The organism is Leucobacter sp. Ag1, from assembly GCF_000980875.1.
GTDB classification, from domain to species: Bacteria; Actinomycetota; Actinomycetes; order Actinomycetales; family Microbacteriaceae; genus Leucobacter; species Leucobacter iarius.
In genome coordinates this window covers 1-19,697 of the sequence record NZ_LAYO01000094.1, presented here as the reverse complement: position 1 = coordinate 19,697, position 19,697 = coordinate 1, and the positions used below count along the sequence as shown (strand labels likewise).

Annotated in this window: 20 protein-coding genes; 15 read left to right on the top strand and 5 right to left on the bottom strand. The window is 70.1% G+C overall.

Annotated features, from left to right (window positions below):
• Nucleotides 1-51 precede the first annotated feature (51 nt).
• The 8 genes from XM48_RS08370 to msrA all read left to right on the top strand — a co-directional run bounded on the left by XM48_RS08370 (nt 52) and on the right by msrA (nt 8,204).
• Entirely contained in the window at nt 52-666 is a 615-nt protein-coding gene (locus XM48_RS08370) for a DivIVA domain-containing protein (RefSeq protein ID WP_046455355.1), read from the top strand.
• 80 nt (nt 667-746) lie between these two features.
• Nucleotides 747-1,292, top strand: coding sequence for a signal peptidase II (gene lspA, locus XM48_RS08365; RefSeq protein WP_336653457.1), 546 nt, complete (start codon nt 747-749; stop codon nt 1,290-1,292).
• Nucleotides 1,292-2,209: an RluA family pseudouridine synthase gene (locus XM48_RS08360; RefSeq protein WP_046455353.1), complete on the top strand. Its 918-nt coding sequence runs from the start codon at nt 1,292-1,294 to the stop codon at nt 2,207-2,209. Before lspA ends, XM48_RS08360 begins: the two co-directional genes overlap by 1 nt.
• 40 nt (nt 2,210-2,249) lie before the next feature.
• On the top strand, nt 2,250-2,831 hold the full coding sequence (locus XM48_RS08355; protein WP_046455352.1) for a GNAT family N-acetyltransferase: 582 nt from the start codon (nt 2,250-2,252) through the stop codon (nt 2,829-2,831).
• Complete coding sequence (locus XM48_RS08350) at nt 2,828-3,196, top strand: TraR/DksA C4-type zinc finger protein (protein WP_046455351.1); 369 nt, start codon at nt 2,828-2,830, stop codon at nt 3,194-3,196. The genes XM48_RS08355 and XM48_RS08350 overlap by 4 nt, the downstream gene beginning before the upstream one ends.
• Before the next feature lie 86 nt (nt 3,197-3,282).
• Nucleotides 3,283-6,828, top strand: coding sequence for a DNA polymerase III subunit alpha (gene dnaE / locus XM48_RS08345; RefSeq protein ID WP_084821067.1), 3,546 nt, complete (start codon nt 3,283-3,285; stop codon nt 6,826-6,828).
• Nucleotides 6,829-6,837: 9 nt separating this feature from the next.
• Nucleotides 6,838-7,683, top strand: a complete 846-nt coding sequence (gene nadE / locus XM48_RS08340) for an ammonia-dependent NAD(+) synthetase (RefSeq protein WP_046455350.1) — start codon at nt 6,838-6,840, stop codon at nt 7,681-7,683.
• Nucleotides 7,680-8,204: a peptide-methionine (S)-S-oxide reductase MsrA gene (msrA, locus tag XM48_RS08335; RefSeq protein ID WP_046455388.1), complete on the top strand. Its 525-nt coding sequence runs from the start codon at nt 7,680-7,682 to the stop codon at nt 8,202-8,204. Before nadE ends, msrA begins: the two co-directional genes overlap by 4 nt.
• 52 nt (nt 8,205-8,256) lie before the next feature.
• Here the strand turns inward: msrA and ssb are convergent, their stop codons facing one another.
• Nucleotides 8,257-9,009, bottom strand: a complete 753-nt coding sequence (gene ssb / locus XM48_RS16935) for a single-stranded DNA-binding protein (RefSeq protein ID WP_052961390.1) — start codon at nt 9,007-9,009, stop codon at nt 8,257-8,259.
• A 280-nt stretch (nt 9,010-9,289) separates the two neighbouring features.
• Between ssb and XM48_RS08325 the strand changes: the two genes are divergently transcribed.
• A complete protein-coding gene (locus XM48_RS08325) occupies nt 9,290-9,796 on the top strand; it encodes a hypothetical protein (RefSeq protein WP_046455349.1) in 507 nt (168 codons plus the stop codon).
• Nucleotides 9,797-9,802: 6 nt separating this feature from the next.
• Here the strand turns inward: XM48_RS08325 and XM48_RS08320 are convergent, their stop codons facing one another.
• Nucleotides 9,803-10,606 (bottom strand): aminoglycoside 3'-phosphotransferase, encoded by an 804-nt coding sequence (locus tag XM48_RS08320; RefSeq protein ID WP_046455348.1) that lies wholly within the window; start codon nt 10,604-10,606, stop codon nt 9,803-9,805.
• Between the two features lie 113 nt (nt 10,607-10,719).
• On the opposite strand from XM48_RS08320, the gene ettA reads away from it, so the two are divergent.
• Nucleotides 10,720-12,399: an energy-dependent translational throttle protein EttA gene (gene ettA / locus XM48_RS08315; RefSeq protein WP_046455347.1), complete on the top strand. Its 1,680-nt coding sequence runs from the start codon at nt 10,720-10,722 to the stop codon at nt 12,397-12,399.
• Between the two features lie 91 nt (nt 12,400-12,490).
• Entirely contained in the window at nt 12,491-12,958 is a 468-nt protein-coding gene (locus tag XM48_RS08310; RefSeq protein ID WP_046455346.1) for a thioesterase family protein, read from the top strand.
• A gap of 21 nt (nt 12,959-12,979) precedes the next feature.
• Here XM48_RS08310 and XM48_RS08305 read toward each other — a convergent pair whose 3' ends face one another.
• From XM48_RS08305 to XM48_RS08295, 3 genes are all read right to left on the bottom strand, one after another.
• Nucleotides 12,980-13,534: an RNA polymerase sigma factor gene (locus XM48_RS08305; RefSeq protein ID WP_052961389.1), complete on the bottom strand. Its 555-nt coding sequence runs from the start codon at nt 13,532-13,534 to the stop codon at nt 12,980-12,982.
• A complete protein-coding gene (locus tag XM48_RS08300; protein ID WP_046455345.1) occupies nt 13,531-14,370 on the bottom strand; it encodes a hypothetical protein in 840 nt (279 codons plus the stop codon). The genes XM48_RS08305 and XM48_RS08300 overlap by 4 nt, the downstream gene beginning before the upstream one ends.
• A gap of 69 nt (nt 14,371-14,439) precedes the next feature.
• Nucleotides 14,440-15,306 (bottom strand): acyl-CoA thioesterase II, encoded by an 867-nt coding sequence (locus XM48_RS08295; protein WP_046455344.1) that lies wholly within the window; start codon nt 15,304-15,306, stop codon nt 14,440-14,442.
• Between the two features lie 114 nt (nt 15,307-15,420).
• Here XM48_RS08295 and XM48_RS08290 point away from each other — a divergent pair, with 114 nt between their 5' ends.
• From XM48_RS08290 to XM48_RS08275, 4 genes are all read left to right on the top strand, one after another.
• On the top strand, nt 15,421-16,068 hold the full coding sequence (locus tag XM48_RS08290) for a hypothetical protein (protein ID WP_046455343.1): 648 nt from the start codon (nt 15,421-15,423) through the stop codon (nt 16,066-16,068).
• 61 nt (nt 16,069-16,129) lie between these two features.
• The gene (gene rpoZ, locus XM48_RS08285; protein ID WP_046455342.1) at nt 16,130-16,432 is read left to right on the top strand and encodes a DNA-directed RNA polymerase subunit omega; all 303 of its coding nucleotides are present in this window, start codon (nt 16,130-16,132) and stop codon (nt 16,430-16,432) included.
• Between the two features lie 158 nt (nt 16,433-16,590).
• On the top strand, nt 16,591-17,793 hold the full coding sequence (gene metK, locus XM48_RS08280) for a methionine adenosyltransferase (RefSeq protein WP_046455341.1): 1,203 nt from the start codon (nt 16,591-16,593) through the stop codon (nt 17,791-17,793).
• Nucleotides 17,790-19,697, top strand: a 1,908-nt coding sequence (locus XM48_RS08275; protein WP_046455340.1) for a hypothetical protein, incomplete at its 3' end; no start/stop codon positions are given. The genes metK and XM48_RS08275, both read left to right, overlap by 4 nt.

Sequence of the window (19,697 nt, the reverse complement as noted above, 5' to 3'; positions counted from 1 at the left end):
ACCGTGGTTCCCATCCCACCGAAGTGGAACCGAAGCGAAAGAGATCCACGAATGTCACTGACACCCGAAGACCTTCTGAATCACGAGTTCTCCATCACCAAATTCCGTGATGGCTACGAGGTTGACCAGGTCGACGATTTCCTGGATCAGATCGCGGCAGAACTGCGCCAGCACGAAGAAGAGAAGGCCGAACTGCGCAAGCAGATCGAAGAGCTGACCGCGAAGCTCGCCGAGGCCGAGGCCGGCAAGTCCGAGCCGCAGGTCGAGGCGTCCGAGCAGACCATCGTGGTCGATGCCCCGGCTCCGGCCGCAGCTCCCGTCTCCGCGCCGAGCTTCGGCGAGGGCGACGCGGTCAAGTCGAGCGCCATGCTGCAGCTCGCGCTCGAGCTGCACGACAAGCACGTCAGCGAGGGCGAAGCCAAGCGCGACCAGCTCATCCGCGACGCCGAGGCGAACTCGGCCCAGCTCGTGCAGGAAGCGCAGAAGCAGCGCGCCGAAGAGCTGCGCCTGCTCGGCGAGGAGCGCATCGACTTCCGCAACAAGATCAAGGAGCTCCGCGAGTTCGAGGGCGAGTACCGCAACACGCTCCGCTCGTACATCCAGTCGCAGCTCCGCGGCCTCGAGGGCTCGCCCGAGCCCGGTGGGGCTCCCGAGGGCCTGCAGTAGTCCGGGGCGTGAACGACGCATCCGAACGGGCGGCGCGAATTCGCGCCGCCCGTCCTGCTTCGCGGCGACGACTGGTGCCCGTGCTCCTGTTCGTCGTCGCGATCGTCGTGTTCGCGACCGATCAGCTCGTCAAGAACTGGGTCGTCGACACGCTGCCCGAGGGCCAGACCGTTCCGGTCCTCGGCGATTTCCTCCAGTGGCACTTCGTGCGCAACCCGGGGGCGGCGTTCTCGCTCGCGAGCGGCTCCACCTGGATCTTCACGATCCTCGCCACGGTCGTCGTCTGCGTGATCCTGTGGCAGATCCGCCGGCTCGGCTCGCTGCTGTGGGCGGCCTTCTTCGGGCTGCTGCTCGGCGGCGTGCTCGGCAATCTGACCGACCGCCTCACGCGTCCGCCCGGGTTCCCGGTCGGGCACGTCATCGATTTCATCTCCACGCCGTGGATGATCCCCGCGATCTACAACATCGCCGACATCGCGATCTGCACCGGCATGGCGCTGTTCGTGCTGGTCACGCTGTTCGGGCTCCCGCTCGACGGATCGCCGCGCCGCAAGCGAGGCGAGGAGGAGCCCGAGAGCTCCGACGCACCCGCGGCCGACGCCGACCCGGAGCCGGAGACCCGCTGATGGAGCACCGTTCCCTTCCCGTTCCCGACGGTCTCGCGGGCGAACGCGCCGACAGTGCCATCGCGAAGCTGCTCGGCTTCTCGCGCAGCTTCGCGGCGACCGTGGTCGAAGCCGGCGGCGTCGAACTCGACGGTCGCGTGCTCGGCAAGTCGGACCGACTCGCGGCCGGAGGCTGGCTCCAGGTGAGCTGGACCGAGAAGCGCGAGCCTGAGATCGTCCCCGTCCACCTGCCCGAGCTGGGCATCGTGCACGACGACGACGACATCGTGGTGGTCGACAAGCCCGCGGGCGTCGCGGCGCACCCGTCGCTCGGCTGGCAGGGTCCGACCGTGCTCGGCGCACTCGCCGGGGCGGGCTTCCGCATCGCCACCTCCGGTCCCGCTGAGCGTCAGGGCGTGGTCCACCGGCTCGACGCGGGCACGAGCGGGCTGATGGTGGTCGCCAAGAGCGAGCACGCCTACCGCGAGCTCAAGCGCGCGTTCAAGGAGCGCGAGGTCGAGAAGATCTACCACGCGGTCGTGCAGGGGCATCCGGATCCGTTCGCGGGCACCATCGAAGGGCCCATCGGCCGGCACCCGAACCACGAGTGGAAGTTCGCCGTGACGCGCGACGGCAAGCCCTCGATCACCCACTACGAGACGATCGAAGCGTTCCCGTACGCCTCGCTGCTCGAGATCCACCTCGAGACGGGCCGCACACACCAGATCCGCGTGCACATGTCGGCTCAGCGGCACCCCTGCGTCGGCGACGCGATGTACGGCGCCGACCCGAAGCTCTCGGAGCGCCTGGGGCTGACCCGGCAGTGGCTGCACGCCATGCGCCTCGGATTCCGGCACCCCGCGACGGGCGAGCCGGTGGAGTTCGCGTCGAGCTACCCCGAGGACCTGCAGCACGCGCTCGACGTGCTCTCCGCCTGACCCCGTCGTTGATGTCGGCGGTGCCGCCTATGATTCCCGCATGGGAATCGAGATCCGGCCCGCCGACGTCTACGCGGACGTCCGTGCGGTCATCGGGCCGAAGCGGCCCGAGTCGAACGTCTGCTTCTGCCTGAGCTATCGCATCGGCTCCGCCGAGAACACGCGGCTCCGCGAGCCCGAGCGCAGCGAACGGGTGCGGGGCCTGTGCGCCGAGGATCCTCCTCCGGGGGTGCTCGCATATCTCGACGGCGAGCCCGTCGGCTGGGCCGCGGTGCATCCGCGGGCCGGCACGAGCTTCGCCCGCAACCGCAAGATCCCGCACATCGACGATCTCGACGTCTGGTCGCTCTGGTGCTTCCGGGTGCGCCCGGGGCACCGCGGTGCGGGCGTCGTGCATGCGCTCGCGACCGGCGCGGTCGAGTTCGCGCGCGCCAACGGAGCGCCGGCGATCGAGGGCTACCCGGTCGACAACGCCGGTGAGCCGGTGCATCAGACCATGGCCTACGTCGGCACGCGATCCGTGTTCGAGCGCGCGGGGTTCTCCTGGGCGGCCGACACCGACTCGGAGCTGGCCGGATTCCGTCGCGTGGTCATGCGCCTCGACCTCCGAGGCGCGCCGTGAGCGCCCGCGGGCACGGCACCGCAGAGCTGCGCGGCCTGCTCGACGAGCTGCGGGCGCGGATCGAGGCCCGGATCGCGCGGGTCTCGGCCGAGCTGGACGAACTCGCGCGGGCTCGCCGGAGCGAGAGCGACGACGACGAGCACGACCCGGAGGGCGTGCCGCTGTCGACGGAGTGGTCGCGGCTCTCGGGTCGGCTCGACGCGGCGCGCGCCGAGCTGAGCGGCGTCGAGGAATCCGAACGGCGCCTGGCGGCTGGGGAGTACGGGGTCTGCACGGCGTGCGGCCGCGCGATCCCGATCGCCCGGCTCCGGGCGCGCCCGGCCGCCCGCACCTGCGTGCCCTGCGGGGAGCGCCTCGCCAGATAGCGCCGGGGCCTCCCCGAGCGCCCGGAGCGCGCCCGTTGTCAGCGGTGCGCGGTACCCTGGGACGGCCGACGAAAGGGGTCTGATTCGTGTCAGCGAACGACGGGTTCGTGCACCTGCACGTGCACAGCGAGTACTCGATGCTCGACGGGGCCGCACGCGTCGGGCCGCTCATGGACGCGGCAGCCGCTCAGGGCATGCCCGCCATCGCGGTCACCGACCACGGCAACACCTTCGGCGCATTCGATTTCTGGCGTCAGGCGAAGGACCGCGGTCTCAATCCGATCATCGGCATCGAGGCCTACCTCACCCCGGGCACCCACCGCACCGACAAGACCCGTGTGCGCTGGGGCAGCGGTGGCGGCGACGACGTCTCGGGCGCCGGCGCCTACACCCACATGACCATGCTCTCGGAGACGACCGAGGGCATGCACAACCTCTTCCGGCTGTCGAGCTACGCCTCCATGCAGGGCTACTACTTCAAGCCCCGCATGGACCGCGAGCTGCTGCAGACCTACGGCAAGGGGCTCATCACCACGACGGGCTGCCCCTCGGGCGAGATCCAGACCCGCCTGCGTCTCGGGCAGTACGCCGAGGCTCGGCAGGCGGCGGCCGAGTTCCAGGACATCTTCGGCAAGGAGAACTTCTTCTGCGAGCTCATGGATCACGGGCTCGACATCGAACGCCGGGTCCAGTCCGACCTCATCAAGATCGCGCGCGACCTCAAGATCCCGCTCGTCGCCACGAACGACCTCCACTACGTGCACGAAGCCGACGCCGAGGCCCACTCGGCACTGCTCTGCGTGCAGTCGGGTTCCCGCCTCGACGACCCGAACCGTTTCAAGTTCGACGGGTCGGGCTACTACCTCAAGACCGCGGCCGAGATGCGGCACATCTTCCGCGACTTCCCCGACGCGTGCGACAACACGCTGCTCATCGCCGAGCGCTGCAACGTCGAGTTCAACACGTCGGCCAACTACATGCCGCGCTATCCCGTGCCCGACGGAGAGACCGAGGACAGCTGGTTCATCAAGGAGGTCGAGAAGGGGCTGCACTACCGCTACCCGAGCGGCATCCCCGATTCGGTGCGCAAGCAGGCCGAGTACGAGATCGGCGTCATCACGCAGATGGGCTTCCCCGGGTACTTCCTCGTGGTCGCAGACTTCATCAACTGGTCGAAGGACCACGGCATCCGCGTGGGCCCCGGTCGCGGCTCGGGCGCGGGATCCATGGTCGCCTACGCGATGCGCATCACCGATCTCGATCCGCTGCAGCACGGCCTCATCTTCGAGCGATTCCTCAACCCCGACCGCGTTTCGATGCCCGACTTCGACGTCGACTTCGATGATCGCCGTCGCGGCGAGGTCATCAAGTACGTCACCGAGAAGTACGGCGACGAGCGCGTGGCGCAGATCGTCACCTACGGCACGATCAAGTCGAAGCAGGCGCTGAAGGACGCGTCGCGCGTGCTCGGCTTCCCGTTCGGCATGGGCGAGAAGCTCACGAAGGCGATGCCGCCCGCCGTCATGGCGAAGGACATCCCGCTCTCGGGCATCACCGACCCGGAGCACCCCCGCTACAAGGAGGCGGCGGAGTTCCGCGCCGTGCTCACCGAGGATCCTGAGGCGAAGCTCGTCTACGACACGGCGCTCGGCCTCGAAGGCCTGAAGCGGCAGTGGGGCGTGCACGCCGCGGGCGTCATCATGTCGAGCGACCCGCTGATCGACATCATCCCGCTGCAGAAGCGCGAGCAGGACGGCCAGATCGTCACGCAGTTCGACTACCCGACCTGCGAGGGCCTCGGCCTGATCAAGATGGACTTCCTGGGGCTGCGCAACCTCACGATCATCTCGGACGCGCTCGAGAACATCCGCCTCAACCGCGGCGAGGAACTCGACCTCGAACGCCTGGAGCTCGACGACGCGCCCTCCTACGAGCTGCTCGCCCGCGGCGACACGCTCGGCGTGTTCCAGCTCGACGGCGGCCCCATGCGCGGCCTGCTGCGCCTCATGAAGCCCGACAACTTCGAGGACATCTCGGCAGTGCTCGCGCTGTACCGTCCGGGCCCCATGGGCGCTGATTCCCACACCAACTACGCGCTGCGTAAGAACGGCCTGCAGCCGATCACGCCAATCCACCCCGAGCTCGAGGAACCGCTGAAGGACATCCTCGAGACGACCTACGGCCTGATCATCTATCAGGAGCAGGTCATGTCGATCGCTCAGCGGGTGGCGGGCTTCTCGCTCGGCCAGGCGGACATCCTCCGCCGTGCGATGGGCAAGAAGAAGAAGTCCGAGCTCGACAAGCAATACGAGGGCTTCTCCGGCGGCATGAAGGATCGCGGCTTCTCCGAAGCGGCGATCAAGGCGCTCTGGGACATCCTGCTCCCGTTCTCGGACTACGCCTTCAACAAGGCCCACTCGGCCGCGTACGGCGTCGTCAGCTACTGGACCGCCTACCTGAAGGAGCACTACCCGGCCGAGTACATGGCCGCATTGCTCACGAGCGTCGGCGACTCGAAGGACAAGCTCGCGCTCTACCTCAACGAGTGCCGTCGCATGGGCATCAAGGTGCTGCCGCCCGCCGTCAACGACTCCTTCGCGAACTTCTCGGCCGTCGGCGACGACATCCGGTTCGGTCTCGGCGCGATCCGCAACGTCGGCACGAACGTGGTCGAGGGCATCCGCGAGGCGCGCGAGAGCAAGGGGCGCTTCGAGACCTTCCACGACTTCCTCAAGAAGTCGTCCATCACGGTGCTGAACAAGCGCACGGTGGAATCGCTCATCAAGGCGGGCGCGTTCGACGGCCTCGGCGGGACCCGCCGCGCGCTGGTCGAGATCCACGAGCAGTCGATCGAGAGCGCCGTCAAAGAGAAGCGCGACGCCGAGCACGGCAACGTCGGGTTCGACTTCGACAGCCTCTTCGCCGAGGCGGCCGAGGAGCACGGCGACGCGGGCGAGACCGTCTCGCAGGTGCCCGACCGGCCCGAGTGGACCAAGAAGGACAAGCTCGCGTTCGAACGCGAGATGCTGGGCCTCTACGTCTCCGACCACCCGCTGCGCGGCCTCGAGGCCGCGCTCGCGAAGGAGGCGAGCGATTCGATCGAGCGCGTCACCAACCCGGAGTCCCACCTCGACGGCGAGATCGTCACCGTCGCGGGGCTGCTCACGAGCGTGCAGCACCGCACGGCGAAGTCGGGCAACCTCTACGGCATGGTCACCATCGAGGACTTCACAGGCGAGGTGCAGGCGCTCTTCATGGGCAAGTCGTACCAGGAGTTCGGCAGCCTGCTGCAGCCGGACTCGATCGTCGCGCTGCGCGGCAAGGTGAACGCCCGCGACGACGGCATGTCGATGCACGCCTACGGGGTCAAGCCGATCGACGCGGCCGTGCAGGACGACGCGAGCACGCTCATGCTGACGCTGCCCGACCAGCGGGCGACGGAGGACCTCATGCACGAGCTGAAGGGCACGCTGAAGCGGCACCGCGGCGAGAGCGAGGTCCGGCTGCACCTGCTGACCTCGACGAGCGTGCGCGTCTTCGACCTTCCCTTCCCGGTGCGCATCACCTCCGATCTGTACGGTGAGCTGAAGGGCCTGCTGGGTCCGCGCTGCCTGTCGGAGCCCGGGGCGTAGGCTGGCGTCATGCGTGAACTTCAGCAGCGGATCCAGGCGGCGCTCGGTGCGCACGCGGAGGTCGACCCCGCGGTCGAGATCGAACGTCGAGTGAGTTTCCTCGTCGAGTACGCCCGCGCCGTGCCGGGAGTGCGCGGTTTCGTGCTGGGCATTTCCGGTGGGCAGGATTCGTCGCTGGCCGGCCGCCTGGCGCAGCTCGCGGTCGAGCGGCTGCGCAGCGAGGGCGCCGAGGCCGAGTTCGTCGCGGTCCGCCTGCCCTACGGGGTGCAGCACGACGAGGACGACGCGCAGCTGGCGCTGTCGTTCATCCGTCCCGACCGCGCGGTCGCGGTGGACATCGCGCCGGGCGTCGACGGGATCGTCGCCTCGGTCGACGCCGCGCTGGGCGAGGCGACCACCGACTTCACCAAGGGCAACGTGAAGGCGCGCATGCGCATGATCGCGCAGTACGCGATCGCGGGCGACCGCGGTCTCCTCGTCATCGGAACGGACCACGCGGCCGAGGCGATCACGGGCTTCTTCACCAAGTTCGGCGACGGCGCGGCCGATGTCGTGCCGCTCGCGGGGCTCACCAAAGGGCAGGGCGCGGCGATGCTGCAGCACCTCGACGCCCCCGAGCGGCTCTGGCAGAAGGTGCCCACCGCCGACCTGCTCGACGGCGAACCCGGTCAGTCCGACGAAGCGAGCCTCGGCGTCAGCTACCCGGTGATCGACGCGTATCTGCGCGGCGAGAGCGTCCCCGAGTCCGCCGCCGAGAACCTCGAGCGCCGCTACCGAGGCACCGAGCACAAACGGCGCCAGCCGGTCGGTCCCGACGACGACTGGTGGCGCGCGACCGGGGGAGCCGCGCGATGACCACGAGCTACGTGCTGGCCGGCGGCTGCTACTGGTGCCTCGACGCCGCCTACCGAGCGTTGCGCGGCGTGACGGACGTCGCCTCCGTGTTCACGGGCGGCCGCACCGAGCACCCGAGCTACGCCGAGGTCTGCACCGGCAGCACCGGCCACGCCGAGGCGGTCGTGGTGACCTTCGACGAGTCGGTGCTGCCGGCCGAGGTCGTGCTCGACGCCTTCTTCACGATGCACGACCCCACGCAGCTGAACCGGCAGGGCGCCGATGTCGGCACCCAGTACCGCTCGGCGATGTTCCCGCGCGACGATGAGCAGCGTGCCCGCTTCGTCGCCGCGCGGGATCGAGCGGCCGAGTGGTGGCCGGGCGAGATCGTGACCGCGATCGAGCCGTTCGGGCCCATCTATCCGGGGCCTGAGGAGCACCAGGACTTCTTCGCGAAGAACCCGACGCAGGGCTACTGCCTCGCCGTCGCCGCGCCCAAGGTGAGCAAGATCCGCGCCTCCTTCAGCGCGTATCTCGTCTGAGTCGACCGTCGGGCATGTTCGGCGCTGCTCGACGAGGCTCGGCCCGGAGCGGTCACGACGCGAGCGGAAGCTCCTCCCCGTCGTCCTCGTCGGTGCGCCCGAACGCCGCCTGAACCGGCGTCCCGGCCGGTTCTTCGGGTTCCTCCGTGGTCGTCGGATCTTCCGCCTTCGTCGATTCCATCGCCTCGAACGCGGACGCCGGGACACCTGCTCCGGGGACCGTCCATGCGGAGGCTCCGGACACGTCGGGCGCGCCGGAGGCGACGGACGACTCGGAGCCGGCTGACGTGCCGGGAGCGCCGGCCTGATCGGTCTGGTCAGCCTGACCGGTCTTGTCGGTTCCGACGCGATCGTGGCCTTCCGCATCGGAAGCGGGGGAACCGGTCGAGTCGGCGGAGCCCGGGGCGGGGACCGGGAGCGATGTGACGGTCGCGCCGTCGCGCTGGACCGACGTCTGCCTCGCGAACCGGGAGGTGCCCCAGCGCAGCTCGTGGCCGAGCGCATCCGCCTCGATCTCGACCGAGGTGCCGCTGCGCTCCTTGTTCTCCCAGTTGCGGACCCGGAGCTTGCCGCTGACGAACACGCGGTCGCCCTTCTGGAACGAGTAGTGCGAGTGCTCGGCCAACGAGCGGAACGCGGTGATCGAGTACCAATTGGTCCCGCCCTCCACCCAGTCGCCGCGCTCCCGGTCGTAGCGGCGCTCGCTGCTCGCGAGCCGGAACGAGCACAGTGGAACGCCGGCGCCCGTGCGGATCAGCTTCGGAACCGTCGCGATGGTGCCGACGACGGAGATGGGGGTGCTCATGAGGGTCCTCCTCTGCGGTTGCGCCCGGCGTCTGACGCCCGGGCTGCTCGATGGGGTGAGGCGGGCGGTGCGCTGGAGGCGACCGATCCCACCGGCCTCCAGTGTGGAACCCGATCGGGGTCCGGCGCCCCGCGAAGCGAGGACTGTGCACGCGATCCGCAAGGGTCCCGCTCCGATGCGCCCTGTGCACGGAGAACGACAGATGCGGGGGCTCGGACCGGCGGCCGCGGCGGATGCGCCGTGCCGGATCCTTTCACCACGACCCCGTACACTGAGCCGGGTGAGCAGTGCTTCCCCCCGTCGCCCCCGTCGATTCCGCGCGACCGCATCCGTCGCGCTCGCCGCAGGACTGCTCGTCGGCGTCCCGGCGCTGAGCGGGTGCGCGATCTTCGAGGGCCCGACGCCCGAGACCCCGGCTCGCACGACCCCGGCCCCGCCCAAGGAAGCGCCGAAGCTGATCCCCGATGGAACCGCCGAGCAGAACGAGCCCTTTTTCACCGAGGTGATCCGGACGTTCTCGGCGGGCAAGGAGGCGGTGCAGGGCGAACCGGTCGTGCAGGCCGTCGCCAAGGCCGGCTTCGACAAGCAGGCGATGCAGGTCAGCTTCGACAAGACCAAGACCGACCTCGTCGCCGACTACATCTACGTCTCGGTGCGAATCGGGCAGGGCTGCCTCATCGGCCAGATCTCGACGACCGACCGCAGCTTCTCGGTGGATCAGGTCGCCGCGCTCGGCCCGAACAAAGACGTGTGCCTGATCGGCAAGACCCGACCGATCGACTTCTGATCCGCCCTAGCTGAGGTCCCAGAGCAGCCGGTAGTAGGCGATCCGCTCGGGATCCGGTTCGATCCCGTATCCGGCGTAGACCGCGGCCTCGTACCCCGGACCGTAGTTCCAGACCGTGCTCCAGGATGCGATCGCGAGGTCTGCCCAGCGGTCGGCTGTGCCGAGCGCGCCCAGATCGACGTGAGCGAGGAACGCGCCGGACTCGTCGAGCAGCGTGTTCGGCGCGCAGGCGTCCCCGTGGCAGACGACGGGTTCGTCGACCGGGGGAGCGTCGCGCAGCAGCTCCCGCGCCTGTCGGATCGAGAGCGCGCGATGCTCGGGCGACCAGTCCGCGGGCCCGATCCCGCGTGACAACCGTTCCTCGGCCTGCTCGAGGCGCCGCTCGATCGACCAGTCGAAGGGGCAGGCCGAGGCGTTCAGCCGGTCGTGCAGCTCCCGCAGACCGGCGCCGATGGCGCGGGCAGCGGTCCCGGGTTCGGCGATCCAGCGCGGGGCGACCGCCGAATCGCCCCGGAGCGCGGCCGTGACGAGCCAGGATCCGCTCCGATCCGAGCCCGCCTCGACGACCGAGGGCACCCGCGCGCCCTGCGCGGCGGCCCACCGCAGCCGAGCGGCTTCCGCGTCGAGATCGAGCTCCGGGGTGCCTGCGGCGACCCACTTGAGGTAGCGGCCCGCCGTGCGGTCTCGGAAGGTGAGACCGCCGAGTTCGTTCTCCCAGACCGTCTCGAGCGGACCGGCCGCTCGATCGAGGATCGCGCCCGGCGTTTCGACCGGTTCTTCGGGGGCGCCCGCGAGTGCTCGTTCCGTCATCCCTCCATGCTGTCAGCTGTTCACGGAGGATGTCGGTGCGGGCGGCTAGAGTAGAGGCGATTCTCATCAGACCAGAGCACAAGGAGTTCGGGGCGTCCTCGCCCGGAAAACATATGGCCGAGTACATTTACCAGATGGTTCGCGCCCGCAAGGCGGTCGGCGAAAAGCTCATCCTCGACGACGTGACCATGGCGTTCCTGCCCGGAGCGAAGATCGGCATGGTCGGCCCCAACGGCGCCGGTAAGTCGACCATCCTCAAGATCATGGCGGGTCTCGACACCCCGTCCAACGGCGACGCCGCGCTCGCGCCGGGCTTCTCGGTCGGCATCCTCATGCAGGAGCCCGAGCTCGACGAGTCGAAGACCGTGCTCGAGAACATCCAGGACGGCATCGAGATCAAGGCCAAGGTCGACCGGTTCAACGAGATCTCGGCGCTGATGGCCGAGCCCGATGCCGACTTCGACGCGCTGCTCGCCGAAATGGGCACGCTGCAGGAAGAGATCGACGCGGCCGACGGCTGGGATCTCGACAACCAGCTCGAGCAGGCCATGGACGCGCTGCGCACGCCGCCCGGCGACGCGCAGATCGGCCCGCTCTCGGGCGGTGAGCGACGCCGCGTCGCCCTCACCAAGCTGCTGCTGCAGAAGCCCGACCTGCTGCTGCTCGACGAGCCCACCAACCACCTCGACGCCGAGAGCGTGCTCTGGCTCGAGCAGCACCTGCAGAAGTACCCCGGCGCGGTCATCGCGATCACGCACGATCGGTACTTCCTCGACAACGTCGCGGAGTGGATCGCCGAGGTCGACCGCGGTCGCCTCTACCCCTACGAGGGCAACTACTCGACCTACCTCGAGAAGAAGGCCGAGCGCCTCGACGTCCAGGGCAAGAAGGACGCGAAGCTCGCGAAGCGCCTGAAGGAAGAGCTCGAGTGGGTCCGCTCGAACACCAAGGGCCGCCAGGCCAAGTCGAAGGCGCGTCTGGCGCGCTACGAGGAGATGGCGACGGAGGCCGAGCGCACCCGGAAGCTGGACTTCGAAGAGATCCAGATCCCCGCGGGTCCGCGTCTCGGCAACATCGTCATCGAGGCGAAGAAGCTCGAGAAGGGCTTCGGCGACCGCAAGCTCATCGACGGCCTCTCGTTCTCGCTGCCGCCGAACGGCATCGTCGGCGTCATCGGCCCGAACGGCGTCGGCAAGACCACGCTGTTCAAGACCATCGTGGGCCTCGAGCCGCTCGACGGCGGCGACCTGAAGGTCGGCGAGACGGTCAAGATCAGCTACGTCGACCAGAACCGCGCCAACATCGATCCGGAGAAGACGCTGTGGGAGGTCGTGTCCGACGGGCTCGACATCATCACGGTCGGCAAGACCGAGATCCCCTCGCGCGCCTACGTGTCGAAGTTCGGGTTCAAGGGTCCGGACCAGCAGAAGAAGGCTGGCGTGCTCTCGGGTGGTGAGCGCAACCGACTGAACCTCGCGCTGACGCTCAAGCAGGGCGGCAACCTGCTGCTCCTCGACGAGCCGACCAACGACCTCGACGTCGAGACCCTGCAGTCGCTCGAGAACGCGCTGCTCGAGTTCCCCGGTTGCGCCGTGGTCATTACCCACGACCGGTGGTTCCTCGACCGTATCGCGACGCACATCCTCGCCTACGAGGGCACCGAGGAGGAGCCCGCGAACTGGCACTGGTTCGAGGGCAACTTCGAGGCGTACGAGGCGAACAAGCTCGACCGTCTGGGCCCCGACGCGGCGAACCCGTCGCGCAGCCACTACCGCAAGCTCACGCGCAACTGACGCTCGTCGGGAACGGGGTGCAACCGCAACGGTTGCGCCCCGTTCCCGTTTCGGGCAGGCACCGACTCCCACAGACCGGAAGGATCCCCGCATGGCGCGCACCCATGTCGACCTCGAGCTCCGCTGGGGCGACCAGGACGCATACGGGCACGTGAACAACGTCGCCTACGCCCGCTACCTCGAGGAGGCGCGCGTGCGCACCTTCTGGCTGGGCAGCGGACGCGAGCGCACCGGCATGGAACGGCACTTCCGCGGAGACGATCCCGACGGGCCGAAGATGCTGGTCGCGAGCCAGCAGATCGAGTTCCTGCGCGTGCTCGAATACGCCGAGCAGCCGATCACCGTCGAGTTGTGGATCGGAAAGCTCGGCGGGTCATCGCTCGAGGTGCACTACGAGGTCATCGACGGCTCCCAGCCGGAACGCACCGTGGTCGCGCGTGCCATCACCGTCGTCGTGATCGTCGACGGGAAGACCCTGCGGCCGATGCGGCTCTCGGGCGAGGGACGCGAGTCGGTCGAAGCCTGGGTGGACGAACCGCTGCAGCTCGGACGCCGCTGACGCCACCCCGGGTCCTCGGTGTCAACGAACGGCGCTCCGGTCCGGATCGAGCCGACTCCGCAGGGCGGCTCGAGCTCTCGAATACCGCTGCCGCGCGGCGGCAGGACGCAGTCCGAGCACAGCGCCCGCTTCGGCGACACCGAATCCCTCCCACGCGATGAGCAGCAGCAGTTCCCGGTCGCGCTCGGGCAACCGGGCGAGCTCGCGCTCCAGCTCATCGTCGAAACGCGGCGGAGCCTGAGCCTCCTCGGTGAGTTCCTGGCGGAGCCGTTCGGCCAGCTCGCTGGTCCGCACCCTGCCCCGGCGCGCACGCGCGAGGACCTTGCGCGCCACACCGTAGGCGTACTGCCTCAGCCGTTCCGGCTCCGCAGGGATCCGGTCGGACTTCGCCAGCAGGATCAGCACGGTGTCCGCCGCAGCGTCGGCCGCGTCGTCCCGGTGGCCGAGCCTGCGCAGGAAGTATCCCGTGAGCTCGGGCAGCATCTCGGCGAGCGCGTGGTCCGCATCGAACGGTTCGAGCCCGACTGCGGGCGATTCGGGTCGGGTACCGGGGCGCGCTGTCGTCTCGGCGGTCATCGGATCTCACCGGCTTCGAGACGCCGGAGCAGCGCCTCGTACTCGGCCCACACGGGAGAGCCGCGGTCGAGATCCGGATAGCGGGCACTGAGGTCGAGCCAGCTGCGCAGCGACTCCGCGTGCATCGCCCGGAGCTCGGGTGTCGACGGCGATCCATCTCGCTGGTTGGCGAGCGTGCGCGCCGCAAGCCCGGCCTCCGGGCCGCCGAGTGCCATGCGATCGATGAGCTCCCACAGGCTGGAGCGGATCCCGCCACCGTCGGAGGCGACGATGCCGGGCCAGCTGGGCGCTTTCCTCAACACGCTGATCGCCGCGTCGCGACGGGCGGAGTCCCCGGACGCATCGGCGACGATCCACTCCCTGGTCCAGGCGAGCACGACTTCGCGCTCGTAATCGTCCACGATCCGGATCCGTTGCATGCTGATGTCCGAACCCCGGTAGCGTTCGGAGATCAGCCGGGCGGCGCCGTCCCAGTCGAATCCTCCGGGGACCGGGAGATCGCGCGGTGCCGTGCTCGCCACGTACGCGCCGAAATCGGGTGCGGAGGCGCGGATCCACTCGTCCCCGCGGAGGGACTCCGTCGAATCGGTCCGCTGGAACTCGCCGCTCTGCGCCTCGAAGAGCCTGCCTGCGACCGCTGCTCCCGGGCCGGCGAGGGACCCGATCGCGATGAGCGCCGCGGTCGAGATCCCCAGGATCCGGAGCCGTCTCCGCGGGCGCCGGCGCTGCCCGGCGGCGTCCGACAGCAGTGAGCGGGCGGCGCTCGGATCGATGCGCGGATCGGGCAGCGCGAGCTGCGCGAGGCGCGAGCTCAGCTCCTCATCGGTGATGGGCATGGGGTTCTCCGTTCGCGGGGTCACCCGTACCTGCCGCCGAGCACGCGAAACGTGACAGCGGATTTCCGATTACCCTCGCGGGAGCCGGACCGTGACCTCCTGGGAGACCGATGCGACGAGCGCGCCCGATCGGTCGTAGAAGCGTCCGGTGGAGAGCCCGCGCCCACCCTGCGCGGTGGGGGATTCGAGCTCGTAGAGCAGCCAGTCGTCGACGCGGAACGGCCGGTGGAACCACATCGCGTGGTCGAGGCTCGCCGCACGCATCCCGGGCGTCGCCCAGGGGATCCCATGGCGCCGGGCGACGGGCTCGACCAGCAGGTAGTCGCTCGCGAAGGCCAGCGCGGCGCAGTGCTGCAGCGATCCGCCCTCGAAAGTGTCACGGCTGCGCATCCAGACCCGCTGCTTCGAGGTGCGCTCGGGCACCTCGAGCAGGATGTCGGACTCGACGTAGCGGAAGTCGAACGGACGGTTGAGGATCCAGGATGCGCGTCCGCCGTCGGCGAGGTGCCCGTACTTCTCCCACACCGCGGGCAGCTCCTCGGGCGGCACGACGCCGCTCAGGTCGACGGGGTCCTGGTGCTCGAGCCCGTCGTCGTCGGACTGGAACGAGGCGATCATCGACATGAGCACCTCGCCGCCCTGGTAGGCCTGCGTGCGCCGCGTCGAGAACGATCGCCCGTCGTGCAGACGGGCGACCTCGAAGGTCATGCGCTCGATGCTGTCGCCCGGCCGCAGGAAGTAGGCGTGCATCGAGTGGATCTCGCGGTCCTCGGGTACGGTGGCCCCCGCGGCCGAGATGGCCTGGCCGAGCACCTGGCCGCCGAACGAGCGTCCGTGCGGCGTCGGCAGCGCGGGACCGGTGAAGATGTCGTCCTGGGTGCGGGCGCCCGCGTCGAGCACCGAGATCATCGTCATGAGATCGGGATCTGTGGGCATCGGAACCTCCTGGCGGCGCGGAACGGCTGTCCGCCTCAGTCTATGACCGGCGGCGGCTCCGTCCGGGGAAGTCGGCGCGGCGTCCGTCCGGGTGCCGCGACTAGGCTGGAGCCGATGTCCGCACCGCTCCGCCTCGCCGATCACGCCACCCGCGACGACCTCCGCATCTTCCTCGAACGCCTGGAACGCGCCGGGCGCGCGGAGGTGCGCATGGTGACCCGCGGGTCGACCCTCGCGGTATTCGGCTGCACCCAGGCGCCCGCGGGCCTGCTGGATCCGCTCCCGGTCGTGCTCGCGGCCCGTGCTTTCGCGCTGGCCGAGCCGCCGACGGACGCGGTCGACGCCACGGTCGCGAGCCGGGCGCTGCTCGATCGGATCGCGCGGATGGGCGTGCTCGGCCGGGACCTCGACGTGCCCGACGCGACGCTCGCCGCGGCGTGGGCCGGCGTGCTGCCGCCGACGAGCGGCTGGGAGGCCGCGGGATCGATCGACGCGGCATCGCTCGCGGCGGTCGCCGCCGAGGGCGTGCAGCGGGTCGCCGCCGCACTGCCCGATCAGCCGGGCGAGGCCGTGGTGCAGAAGGTGCGTGCGCAGGTCTGGGGTGTGCCCATCGCCGACGGAGTGCCCGCGGCAGCCGCGTTCGCGGCCGAAGCGCTCGGGTTCCTCCGCGACGAGCAGGTGCTCAGGATCAGCCGCTCGCGCAGCTGGACCCGGCTCTCGGGCTCCCGCGGGGACGTGCTGGTGCGCGGGGGTCTCGGCTGACGGTGACCCGTGACGGCCGATCCTCGGCTACACTAGGACGGTCAACCCGAGGAGTGTATTCATGGCCAACGTCAACGGCATCATCGACCCGCCCATCGACGAGCTGCTCGCCAAGGTGGATTCGAAGTACGCCCTGGTCGTCTTCGCGTCGCAGCGCGCCCGTCAGATCAACGATTACTACACCGATCTGCACGACGGCAACCTCTTCGACAACGTGGGCCCGCTCGTCGAGTCCTCCGTCGACGACAAGCCGCTGTCGATCGCGCTGCACGAGATCGTCGAGGGCAAGCTGACCATGACCAAGCGCGCCGCGGTCGAGGAGCTTCCCGCTGAGGCCGACTCGGCCGAGGAGCTGTCGGAGTAACCCGCAGCAACGATGTCGGCGGCGTCGGATAGCCTTGGGGCTGTTCCGGCGCCGCTGTCGTTTTTCCGAGCGCCGACCCCGCTCGGTGCCGATCGCGAGCCGCAGCGTTCGCCCGTGCACCAGTCCGCACTCAGCCACTTCCCACAGAGGAGCCCATCGTGTCCCTTCGCCAGTTCACCTCGGAGTCCGTCACCGAGGGGCACCCCGACAAGATCTGCGATCGCATCTCCGATTCGATCCTCGATGCGCTGCTCGAACAGGATCCGGGCGCGCGCGTCGCGGTCGAGACCCTGGTGACCACCGGGTTCGTGCACGTCGCGGGCGAGGTATCGACCACGGGCTACGTCGAGATTCCGCAGATCGTGCGCGACGCGGTGCGCAAGGTGGGCTACACGAGCTCCGATATGGGCTTCGACGCGGGCTCGTGCGGCGTGTCCGTGTCCATCGGGCAGCAGTCTCCCGACATCGCGAACGGCGTCGACGCCTCGCTCGAGGTGCGCGAGGGCGCGACGGCGGACGACGCGCTCAACCAGCAGGGCGCCGGCGACCAGGGCATCATGTTCGGCTACGCGACCGACGAGACCCCCGAGCTCCACCCGCTGCCGAGCTGGATCGCCCATCGTATGGCCGAGCGTCTCACCGAGGTGCGCAAGAGCGGGATCCTGCCCGAGCTGCGCCCCGACGGCAAGACCCAGGTGACCATCGGCTACGACGGCGATCGCCCGGTCAGCGTCGAGGCTGTCGTGGTCTCGACCCAGCACTCGGCCGACATCTCGCAGCCGGCGCTGCGGGAGGCGATCGAGCGCGAGGTCATCCGCCCCGTGCTCGGGCGCGTCGAGCTCGCGAGCGGCGACGCCGAGCTGTTCATCAACCCGGCCGGTCCGTTCGTCATCGGCGGCCCCATGGGCGATGCCGGCCTCACCGGCCGCAAGATCATCATCGACACCTACGGCGGGGCGAGCCGCCACGGCGGCGGCGCGTTCAGCGGCAAGGATCCGTCGAAGGTCGACCGCTCGGCCGCGTACGCCATGCGCTGGGTGGCGAAGCACGTGGTGCGTGCCGGACTCGCGAAGCGCGCCGAGCTCCAGGTCGCGTACGCGATCGGCCGCGCCCACCCGGTCGGCCTCTACGTCGAGACCTTCGGCACCGAGACCGTTCCGCGTGAGCGCATCGAGGCGGCGGTCCGCCAGGTCTTCGACCTGCGTCCGCTCGCCATCATCCGCGATCTCGAACTGATCCGCCCGATCTACGCGCAGACGAGCGCCTACGGGCACTTCGGCCGCGAGCTGCCCGACTTCACCTGGGAGGCGACACCCCGCGTCGCCGAGCTGCGAGCGGCCGCAGGGATCGACGCGGCGTGACCGCCGAGGGTGCTGCCGGCCGCAGGGTCGCCAGGATCCTGCTCGACACGAGCCTGCCGCAGCTCGACCACCTGTTCGACTACGCGATCCCGGGCGAGCTCGCCGACGAGATCCGGGCGGGACAGCGCGTGCGGGTCCCGTTCCGCTCGCAGAACCGCAAGAGCTTCGGCACGGTCATCGAATTCACCGAGCAGAGCGACTTCGGCGGCGAGCTGGCGCAGATCGCCGAGATCGTCAGCCCGCTGCCGACGCTCACCCCCGAGGTGTGGCGGCTGGCGCGCGCCGTGGCCGACCGCGCCGCGGGTAGCGCAGGCGACATCCTGCGGCTCGCGATCCCGACGCGCCAGGTGCGGGTCGAGAAGCAGCACCTGGCGGGCACCGCGCCCGATCCGGGTGAGCAGGACACGCCCTTCGAAGCCGAAGAATCCGACACTGAGCTCGCCGGCCTGCTGACGGGCGGGGCGCGCCTCGCGATCGATGCTTCGCACGGACCGGTCCGGCTGGGCACGGGCGAGTGGGTCGGCGGGTGGAGCCTGCAGCTCGCGCGCGCAGCGCTCGCCGTGCACGCGGAGGGCCGTAGCGCGATCGTCGTGCTGCCCGACTACCGCGATCTCGATCAGCTGCGCGACGCGCTCGCGTCGCTCGGGCACGCGGGCGTCGTGCGGCTCGACGCCCGGCAGTCGAAGGGCGAGCGGTACGCGGCGTTCCTGCGCGCGCTCGACCCGGAGCCCCGCATCATCATCGGCAACCGATCGGCGGTCTACGCGCCGGCCCACGAGCTCGGGGCGATCCTCATCTGGGACGACGGCGATCCCGTGCTGGCCGAACCGCTGTCACCGTACGTCCACGCGCGCGATGCCGCGCTCGTGCGGGCGGGGCAATCGGGAGCGGGGCTCCTGTTCGCCGCGCACTCCCGCAGCGCCGAGGTCCAGCGCCTCGTCGAGATCGGCTACGTGCAGGCGCAGCGGCACCCGCCGCGCCGCACGCGCGTGGTGCACGCCGACGCGTCGATGACCCCCGACGCATTCGCCGGTCGTGTGCCCGAGTTCGCCGCCCGCATCATCCGTCAGGAGTCCCGTCGGGGCCCCGTGCTCGTGCAGGTCGCCACCCCCGGCTACGCGCCCGTCGCGGTCTGCGCGTCGTGCGGCGACGCCGCGCGCTGCCGCGCCTGCGCCGGACCCATCGGCTTCCGTTCAGCCGGCGTCGCCGCCTGCCGCTGGTGCGGCGAACCCGCGCGCCCCTGGCAGTGCGGCACGTGCGACGGGACCGTGCTCACCGAGCGCGGCATGGGGTCCCAGCGCACCGTCGAGCAGTTCGAGCGGCAGTTCTCCGACGCCCGGGTGCTGCTCAGCGACGGGGAGCATCCGCGCGAGCGCGTCGATGCGCGTCCGGCACTCGTGGTGGCGACGCGCGGCGCCGAGCCGATCGCCGCGGGCGGCTACCGTGCGGTCGTGCTGCTCGACGCCGAACGGCTGCTCGGCATCGAATCGCTGCGAGCGGCCGAGGACTGCCTGCGCTGGTGGGAGAACGCCGCCGCACTCGCGGCCCCCGACGGGCAGTGCGTCATGGCGTCGGGCGGCGGTCCGACCGTGCAGGCCTTCGTCACCGGACGCACCGAGGAGTGGCGCTCGGCCGAGCTGCACGACCGGCACGCGCTCCGGTACCCGCCCGCGGTCCGCGTCGCGAGCGTCACGGGCGGAGCCGCCGAGGTCGAGCGCGCGCTCGCATCCATCCGGGACCTCGGCGCGCAGGACCCGGCCGTGCCCGGCATCGACGTGCTCGGGCCGGTTCCCGCTCGCGGGCCGAGCGGATACGAGCAGGTGCCCGGGATCGTGCGCCTCATCGTGCGTTTCGACTACGGGCTCGGCGCCGAGATCGCGCGGCGGCTGCGCGGCGTGCTCGTC

Bases quoted from the DNA above. Each gene is read 5' to 3' on its own strand.
- XM48_RS08300 (WP_046455345.1), bottom strand. From the start codon at position 14,370: ATGCCCATCACCGATGAGGAGCTGAGCTCGCGCCTCGCGCAGCTCGCG.
- XM48_RS08320 (WP_046455348.1), bottom strand. From the start codon at position 10,606: ATGACGGAACGAGCACTCGCGGGCGCCCCCGAAGAACCGGTCGAAACG.
- ssb (WP_052961390.1), bottom strand. From the start codon at position 9,009: ATGAGCACCCCCATCTCCGTCGTCGGCACCATCGCGACGGTTCCGAAG.
- XM48_RS08290 (WP_046455343.1), top strand. From the start codon at position 15,421: ATGTCCGCACCGCTCCGCCTCGCCGATCACGCCACCCGCGACGACCTC.
- XM48_RS08355 (WP_046455352.1), top strand. From the start codon at position 2,250: ATGGGAATCGAGATCCGGCCCGCCGACGTCTACGCGGACGTCCGTGCG.
- ettA (WP_046455347.1), top strand. From the start codon at position 10,720: ATGGCCGAGTACATTTACCAGATGGTTCGCGCCCGCAAGGCGGTCGGC.
- XM48_RS08370 (WP_046455355.1), top strand. From the start codon at position 52: ATGTCACTGACACCCGAAGACCTTCTGAATCACGAGTTCTCCATCACC.
- rpoZ (WP_046455342.1), top strand. From the start codon at position 16,130: ATGGCCAACGTCAACGGCATCATCGACCCGCCCATCGACGAGCTGCTC.
- nadE (WP_046455350.1), top strand. From the start codon at position 6,838: ATGCGTGAACTTCAGCAGCGGATCCAGGCGGCGCTCGGTGCGCACGCG.
- XM48_RS08360 (WP_046455353.1), top strand. From the start codon at position 1,292: ATGGAGCACCGTTCCCTTCCCGTTCCCGACGGTCTCGCGGGCGAACGC.
- msrA (WP_046455388.1), top strand. From the start codon at position 7,680: ATGACCACGAGCTACGTGCTGGCCGGCGGCTGCTACTGGTGCCTCGAC.
- XM48_RS08310 (WP_046455346.1), top strand. From the start codon at position 12,491: ATGGCGCGCACCCATGTCGACCTCGAGCTCCGCTGGGGCGACCAGGAC.
- XM48_RS08305 (WP_052961389.1), bottom strand. From the start codon at position 13,534: ATGACCGCCGAGACGACAGCGCGCCCCGGTACCCGACCCGAATCGCCC.
- XM48_RS08295 (WP_046455344.1), bottom strand. From the start codon at position 15,306: ATGCCCACAGATCCCGATCTCATGACGATGATCTCGGTGCTCGACGCG.